This window comes from Streptomyces sp. CBMA29, from assembly GCF_014596445.1.
Lineage (GTDB): Bacteria > Actinomycetota > Actinomycetes > Streptomycetales > Streptomycetaceae > Actinacidiphila.
The window spans coordinates 1-7,463 of the sequence record NZ_MECL01000205.1 but is presented as its reverse complement, the minus strand read 5'-3'; the positions used below and the strand labels follow the sequence as shown (position 1 = coordinate 7,463).

6 protein-coding genes are annotated in these 7,463 nt (G+C 75.2%); 4 read left to right on the top strand and 2 right to left on the bottom strand.

Annotation, left to right across the window (positions count from 1 at the left end; all coding sequences use genetic code 11):
• On the bottom strand, positions 1-378 hold a 378-nt coding region (locus BGM09_RS27515; RefSeq protein ID WP_223187690.1), incomplete at its 3' end, for a hypothetical protein.
• Between the two features lie 217 nt (positions 379-595).
• Here BGM09_RS27515 and BGM09_RS27510 point away from each other — a divergent pair.
• Positions 596-1,945 carry a glycosyltransferase gene (locus tag BGM09_RS27510; protein WP_188284411.1) on the top strand — a complete coding sequence of 450 codons (1,350 nt, stop codon included), beginning with the start codon at positions 596-598 and terminating at the stop codon, positions 1,943-1,945.
• Between the two features lie 3 nt (positions 1,946-1,948).
• Here the strand turns inward: BGM09_RS27510 and BGM09_RS27505 are convergent, their stop codons facing one another.
• Entirely contained in the window at positions 1,949-3,478 is a 1,530-nt protein-coding gene (locus BGM09_RS27505; protein ID WP_188284410.1) for an SDR family oxidoreductase, read from the bottom strand.
• A gap of 265 nt (positions 3,479-3,743) precedes the next feature.
• On the opposite strand from BGM09_RS27505, the gene BGM09_RS27500 reads away from it, so the two are divergent.
• From BGM09_RS27500 to BGM09_RS27490, 3 genes are all read left to right on the top strand, one after another.
• Complete coding sequence (locus BGM09_RS27500; RefSeq protein ID WP_188284409.1) at positions 3,744-5,036, top strand: polyprenyl synthetase family protein; 1,293 nt, start codon at positions 3,744-3,746, stop codon at positions 5,034-5,036.
• Positions 5,033-6,571 carry a phytoene desaturase gene (locus BGM09_RS27495; RefSeq protein WP_188284408.1) on the top strand — a complete coding sequence of 513 codons (1,539 nt, stop codon included), beginning with the start codon at positions 5,033-5,035 and terminating at the stop codon, positions 6,569-6,571. Before BGM09_RS27500 ends, BGM09_RS27495 begins: the two co-directional genes overlap by 4 nt.
• Positions 6,568-7,463, top strand: an 896-nt coding sequence (locus tag BGM09_RS27490) for a phytoene/squalene synthase family protein (RefSeq protein WP_188284407.1), incomplete at its 3' end; no start/stop codon positions are given. The genes BGM09_RS27495 and BGM09_RS27490, both read left to right, overlap by 4 nt.

The following is a 7,463-nucleotide window of genomic DNA, read 5'->3' as shown; positions in this document are numbered from 1 at the left end:
CTCGGCCACGGCGGCGCGCAGCCGGTCCGAGCCGCCGGCGTGGCCGGTCAGCGTCTCGGGCCGGTGGGCCAGGCCCATCCGGCAGGCGCGGCGGATCCGCGCCAGGGCCAGGTCCTCCGGCTCCCAGGCGACGCCCTCGGGGACCGGCCAGCCGTACTCCGCCTGCGTCAGGTTCAGCAGCGCCCCGGCGCCCGCGGCGGCGGGCCGGATCCGGCCGGTCCAGAAGGTCGAACGGAGGTCGACGAAGGCGTCGTCGTCCGGCGCGGGCCCCGTGTAAGCACCCGGACCGGCGACGATGTCCCCGGTGACCGTCCCGTCGCCGACCGCTCCCGTGGCGGAGTCCGCCGCGGGACCGGTCGGCAGTGCGATGTCTTCCATGGCGGCCTCTCCCGTGCGAATGGGGCTGCGGATCGTGCACAGTCATCGCTTCCGTACGGCCGGGCGGATTGGATGCACCTCGGGCGCCGGTTCTGCCTCACGGCGCGCACGCCCCTGACCTGGCAGGATCTGCCGTCGCAGCCGCGCCGCACGCCGCCGTGGAGATCCGCGGGGGCGACTGCGCCGTACGCGGACACCGCTCGACCGAAGGAGTCCCATGGCCCGGATCGTGGTGGTCAGCCCTCCCTTCCAGTCGCACGCCCGGCCGCTGTCGGTCCTGGCGGGAGCCTTGCGGCGGGCGGGCGACGAGGTGCACTTCGCGTGCGCGCCCGCCTTCGAGGAGCTGGCGCGGGACGCGGACATCGGTTTCGTACCGCTCACGGTGACGCGGAACGCCAATACGGGGATCGCTGAGAGGACCGAGCAGGACACTGCGGAGGCGGCGCGTCTCACCGAATTCCTGGACGCCACCAGGGCGGGCGCGGTGCCCGCGCTGCTCGCCCAGGCCCGGCACCGACGCGCCGACATGCTCGCCGACCCGGAGCGGATCCTGGCGGACCTGCGGAACCTGCAAGACCGGCTGCGGCCGGACTGGTACCTGGTGGACCAGCTCAATTACCCGGTGACGCTCGCCCTGCACTGCCTCGGGCTGTCGTACGCCTCCTACTGTCCCGGACATCCCGGCTACCTGCCATCCGGCCCCGACGCCTTCTTCGGCGAACCCAGCGCCTGGCCCGCCGCAATCCGGCCGCGCCCCGCCGAGCGGGCGGCGCTGCGCACGGCGGTACGGGCGAACGACGCGGCCTTCACCTCGCTGTTCGCGGACTTCGCCGCACTCCACGCCCCGCACCGGCCGCCGCCCGGCCGGGCGTTCGCGCTGACCTCACCGCACGCCGTCGTCTACTGCTACCCGCCGCTCGGCGGCCTGCCCGTGCCGCCCGAGGGCCGGGAAGCCCTCTACGCCGGTCACTGCGCCGCGCCGGACGCGCCGGTCCTCGACCCGTACTGGCGCGGTGAAGCCGACCGGCTGCGGGCGACGGCGGGGAAGGTCGTACTGGTCGCCTTCGGCACCTTCCTGTCGGCCAGGGACGACGTGCTGCGGACCGTGGCGCGCGGCGTGCTGGAGCGCTGTCCGGACGCGACGGTCGTCCTGGCGGCCGGGGACCGTACGGCGGCGCTCGCGGATCTGGCGGGCCCTCGGGTGTGCGTCGCGGCCTCCGTACCGCAGCGCGCGCTGCTGGCGGAGGTGGACGCGATGGTGCACCACGGCGGCAACAACTCCTTCACCGAATGCCTCGCCGCGGGCGTCCCTGCGCTCGTCCTGCCCTTCTCCAGCGACCAGTTCGCCGTCGCCCACGACGCCGAGCGGGCCGGGGCGGCCGTCGTCCTGGATCCGGCCGCGGTGACCGGGCGGCAGATCGGGGACGCCGTGGCCGGGCTGCTCACGGCGCCGCCGCCCGGACTCGGGCAGCTGTCCGCCCGGGTCCGGGAGCGCGGTCCTGACTGGGCTGCCGCCCGGCTGCGGGCCGTGATGGCCGCCGGTCAGGAGCGGCCGGTCGCACCCTAGCGGTCAGTGGGTGGTGACCGGTCGCGGCTGCCGGGCGGACCGGCCCTCTGCCGCCGCCTTGGCGATGTTGCGTGCCATGCCGCCGAAGACGGCCGCGTGGAAGGGCGAGATGCTCCACCAGTACGCGTGGCCGAGCAGCCCGCGCGGGTGGAACAGCGCCCGCTGCCAGTACAGGGTGCGGCCCTGGTCGTCGCGGTCGGCGTGCAGCTCCAGCCAGGCCAGGCCCGGCAGCCGCATCTCGGCGCGCAGCCGGAGCATCCTGCCGCGGTCGATCTCCTCGACCCGCCAGAAGTCCAGGGAGTCCCCGGTCCGCAGATGAACGGCGTCACGGCGTCCGCGGCGCAGCCCGACACCGCCCGCCAGCCGGTCGAGCCAGCCGCGTACCGCCCAGGCCAGACCGAAGGAGTACCAGCCGTTCGTGCCGCCGATGCCCTCGATCACGCGCCACAGTGCCTCGGGTGAGGCGTCGACCAGTTGCTCGCGCCGGTCGGTGTAGAGGCTGCCGCCGGACCAGTCGGGGTCGGTGGGCAGCGGGTCGCTGGGCGCGCCGGGCAGTGAGGCGGAGGACCAGCGGGTGGTGACCTGGGCGTCCTGGACGCGCCGCAGGGCCAGGGTCAGTGCGCGGCGGAGCGGGAAGGGCTGTCCCTCGCCGTCCGGCACATAGCGGGCGATGTCGTGCTCGGAGCAGACCACCTCGTGCCGCAGGGACTCCGCGAGCGGGCGGGCGATCGACCGGGGCACCGGGGTGACCAGTCCGATCCAGTGGCTGGACAGGCGCGGGGTGAGGACGGGGACCGGGACGATCAGGCGTTTGGGCAGTCCGGCGATCGCCGCGTAGCCCTGCATCATCTCCCGGTAGGTGACGACGTCCGGGCCGCCGATGTCGAAAGGGCGGCTGACCTCCGGCGGCATGGCGGCGCTCCCGACGAGGTAGCGGAGCACGTCGCGGACGGCGATGGGCTGGATCCGGGTGCGGACCCAGCTCGGTGTGACCATCACCGGCAGCCGTTCCGTGAGATAGCGCAGCATCTCGAACGACGCGGAGCCCGATCCGATGATCACCGCGGCGCGCAGCGCGGTGGTGGGCACCCCCGAGTCCAGCAGGATGCGGCCGACCTCGGCGCGGGAGCGCAGGTGCGGCGAGAGGTCGGCCTCCGGTACTCCGCCGGGGGTCAGGCCGCCGAGGTAGACGATGCGTCCCACCCCGGCGGCGCGGGCCCGCTCGCCGAAGATCCGGGCCGCCTCCCGGTCGGTCTTCTCGAAGCCGGCGCCGGTGCCCAGCGCGTGCACGAGGTAGTACGCCACGTCCACGTCGCGCATCGCCGCCGCCACCGAGTCGGGATCGGTGACATCGCCCTGGACCACCTCGGTGTCGTGCACCCAGGGGTGGTCGCGGAGCTTTCCGGGTGTGCGGGCCAGGCACCGGACCCGGTAACCGGCGGCCAGCAGTTCGGGCACCAGGCGTCCGCCGATGTACCCCGAGGCCCCGGTGACCAGGCACAGCGGTCCGGGTTCGGTGGCATCGCTGATCATGAGCAGCTCCGTTCCGCGCGTGGTGTTCCCCCCACCGTCCCCCTTCACGGTCTCTTCCGCCCGGCCCGGTCGGCCGGATGCGGGCCGGACCACCCGCATGCGGAGATTCCGTCGACGGTGACCCGAAGTGGCGACGCGGTGACGGTAGGTCACTCATGGTGAGGTGTTTTCGCCCGTCCGGCGGCCGTGGACGTCCGCTGCATCCGTTGGGGCGTCCCGGACGGAATGACGGGTGACGAAGCCGAACGACGAGGAGAGGAAGTCGATGAGGCGCATCGCGGCGGACGAGCACCCCTCCCCCGGTGAGCAGGCGTCCCGGGGCGCCCCGTACGACGCTTCCGCGCGCGTCCTTGTCCCCGGCCCGCCGGACCCCGCGGACGTGGACGCGGACGTCGCGGACCGCGTCGGGCGGGTGCTGGCCCACGAGCTAGGCGAGCGGGTGGCGGCAGCGGCGGCGATCGACGCGGTCTTCGCGCGGGACCTCGCCGAGCGGGTCGCCAGGTTCACCCTGGGCGGCGGCAAGCGCACCCGGTCGCAGTTCCTGTGGTGGGGACTGCGGGCCACGGGCGGCGGACGGTCCGCCGAGGAGGTGCACGCGGCGCTGCGGATCGCCGCCGCGGTGGAACTCCTCCAGACCTGCGCGCTGGTGCACGACGACGTGATGGACGGCTCCGCGCTGCGGCGCGGACAGCCCGCCGTCCATCTCGACCTCGACGCGCAGTACCGCTGCGCGCGCCGCTCCGGCGCGGCCGAGCCCTTCGGCCGGGCGGCCGCCGTCCTGGTCGGCGACCTCGCGCTGGCCTGGGCCGACGACACCGTCGCGGCCACCGCCCTGCCCGGCGACACCTCCCGGGGGGTGCGGGTCCTGTGGCAGGCCATGCGCACCGAGATGGTGGCCGGTCAGTACCTGGATCTGCACGGGCAGACCACCGGCGCGCGGTCGGCCGCGCGGGCGCTGCGCACGGCCCGGCTGAAGAGCGCGCTGTACTCCGTCGAGCGCCCGCTGGCGCTCGGGGCCGCTCTGGCCGGGGCGGACGAGGAGACCACCCGGGCGCTGTGCGCGGCGGGCCGCCAGGCGGGTATCGCCTTCCAGTTGCGCGACGACCTGCACGGGGTGTTCGGCGACCCCGCGTGCACGGGCAAGCCGACCGGCGAGGACATCCGCGACGGGAAGCCCAACTACCTGATCGCGGTGGCCCGCGACCGCGCCGAGGCCGCGCAGGACCGGCAGGCCCTCGCCCTGCTGGAGACGGCCGTCGGCGACCCGCGGTTGTCCGACGGCGATCTGGACCGGGTACGGGACCTGCTCGTCGCGACCGGCGCGCGGGCCGCCGTCGAGCACCGGATCGAGGAACTGGCCGCCGACAGCGCCCGGTTCCTGGCGGGCGCGACGCGCGTCGGGCCGGCCGCCAGGGCCCGGCTCCTCGACCTCTTCCAACGCGCCGCGGGCGTACGCCCGGACGGCCGGTCCGTACACCACGCCCCGCACCCGCAGGACCGGCCGGCCGCCGCCGGACCGGGCCCGCGGGAAGCCGCTGCCGCAGGAGACCACCGATGAGAACCGTCACGGGACGCACCGATCATGTCGTGGTGGTCGGCGCCGGTCTGTCCGGGCTGTCCGCCGCGCTGCACCTGCTGGGCGCGGGACGCCGGGTGACGGTGGTCGAACGCGCCCTGCTGCCCGGCGGCCGGGCGGGCAGGACCGAGCAGGGCGGCTACCGGATCGACACGGGTCCGACCGTGCTCACGATGCCTGACCTGGTCGCGGAGGCGTTCGCGGCCGTCGGCGAGACGATGGCCGACCGGCTGGACCTGATCGCGCTGCACCCGGCCTACCGGGCCTTGTTCGCCGACGGCAGCCGCCTCGACGTGCACACCGGCGCGGAGGCCATGGAGGCGGAGATCGAGCGCTTCGCAGGTCCGGCGGACGCGGCGGGCTACCGGCGGCTGCGCCGCTGGCTCACCGACCTCTACGCGGTCCAGATGCGGCGGTTCATCGACGCCAACTTCGACTCGCCGCTCCAGCTCGTGCACCCGGACCTGGTCCGGCTCGCGGCGCTCGGCGGCTTCGGCCGCCTCGACGCCCGGATCGGCGATTTCGTCTCCGACGAGCGGCTGCGCCGGGTCTTCACCTTCCAGGCGCTGTACGCGGGCGTGCCGCCGGCCCGCGCGCTCGCCGCCTATGCGGTGATCGCCTACATGGACACCGTCGCGGGCGTCTACTTCCCGCGCGGCGGCATGCACGCGCTGCCGCGGGCGATGGCGGACGCGGCAGCCGACGCGGGGGCCGATTTCCGGTACGGGCAGGTCGTCACCCGGTTGGAGCGGTCCGGCGACCGGATCACCGCCGTCGTCACGGACCAGGACAGGATCGCCTGCGACGCGGTGGTGCTCACCCCCGATCTGCCGGTCGCCTACCGGCTGCTCGGCCGGACCCCGCGCCGGGCGGTCCCGCTGCGGCACTCGCCCTCCGCGGTGATCCTGCACGCGGGCACCGACCGCACCTGGCCGGAGCTGGCGCACCACACGATCTCCTTCGGCGCCGCGTGGAAGGAGACCTTCCGCGAACTGACGCGCGCCGGGAGCCTGATGTCCGACCCGTCGCTGCTGATCACCCGGCCGACGGCGACCGACCCGGAACTGGCCCCGCCCGGCAAGCACCTGCACTACGTACTGGCCCCCTGTCCCAACACCGCCGTCGGTCCGGACGCCCGCGCGTGGGGAGAGCTCTCGCCGCGCTACCGCGACAGTCTCCTCGCCGAGCTGGAGCGCCGCGGCCTGACCGGGATCGGCGCCGCCATCGAGGAGGAGTCCCTGGTGACGCCCGCGGACTGGACGGCGGACGGGCACGCGGCCGGTACGCCGTTCTCCGCGGCCCACACCTTCGCGCAGACCGGCCCGTTCCGTCCCCGGAACCTGGTGCGCGGCACCGAGAACGCGGTGCTGGCCGGCTGCGGCACCACGCCCGGCGTCGGCGTGCCGACCGTGCTCGTCTCCGGCAAGCTCGCCGCGGCCCGCGTCACCGGGCCGCGCCCGCACCGGCCGTCCCCGCCCGCCCGGACCCGGCTCGCGACGGAAGGCACCCCGGCGTGACCGCGCGCGAACTCGACGCGGCCGGAATCGACGCGCCCGCGCTGCGCGCCGCGTACGCGCGCTGCCGACAGCTCAACGCCCGGCACGGCAAGACGTACTTCCTCGCCACCCGGCTGCTCCCGGTCGAGCGGCGACCGGCCGTGCACGCGCTGTACGGCTTCGCCCGCTGGGCGGACGACATCGTCGACAGCCTCGACCGGACGCGGACCCTCCAGGAGCGGGCCGCCGCGCTCGACGCGCTCCAGGAGGAGCTGGCGGCCGGGCTGCGGCACGGGAACAGCACGGAGCCGGTGGTGCGGGCGCTCGCGCACACGGCCGCCGTGTACGACATCGACCACCGGCACTTCACCGACTTCATGGCGGCGATGCGCAGCGACCTCGAAGTGCGCGACTACCCGACGTACGCGGACCTGCGCGGCTACATGCACGGCTCCGCGGCGGTGATCGGGCTCCAGATGCTGCCGGTGCTGGGCACGGTCGTCCCCCGCGCGGAGGCCGCCCCGCACGCCGCGGCCCTCGGTGTCGCCTTCCAGCTCAGCAACTTCCTGCGGGACGTCGGGGAGGACCTGGACCGCGGCCGGGTCTACCTGCCCGCGGACCTGCTCGCCGCGCACGGCGTGGACCGCGGCCTGCTGCTGTGGAGCCGGACGACCGGCGCCCGCGACGCACGGATCACCGAGGCGCTGCGGGCCGCCGCCGAACTGACCCGGGGCGTATACCGGGAGGCGGCGCCCGGTCTGCCGATGCTCGACCCGGTGGCCAGGCCGTGCATCCGTACCGCTCTCGTGCTCTACGGCGGGATCCTGGACGCGATCGAGGACGACGGGTACGCGGTCCTGCACCGCCGTGCGGTGGTGCCGCGCGAGCGGCGCGCGGCGGTGGCGCTCGACGG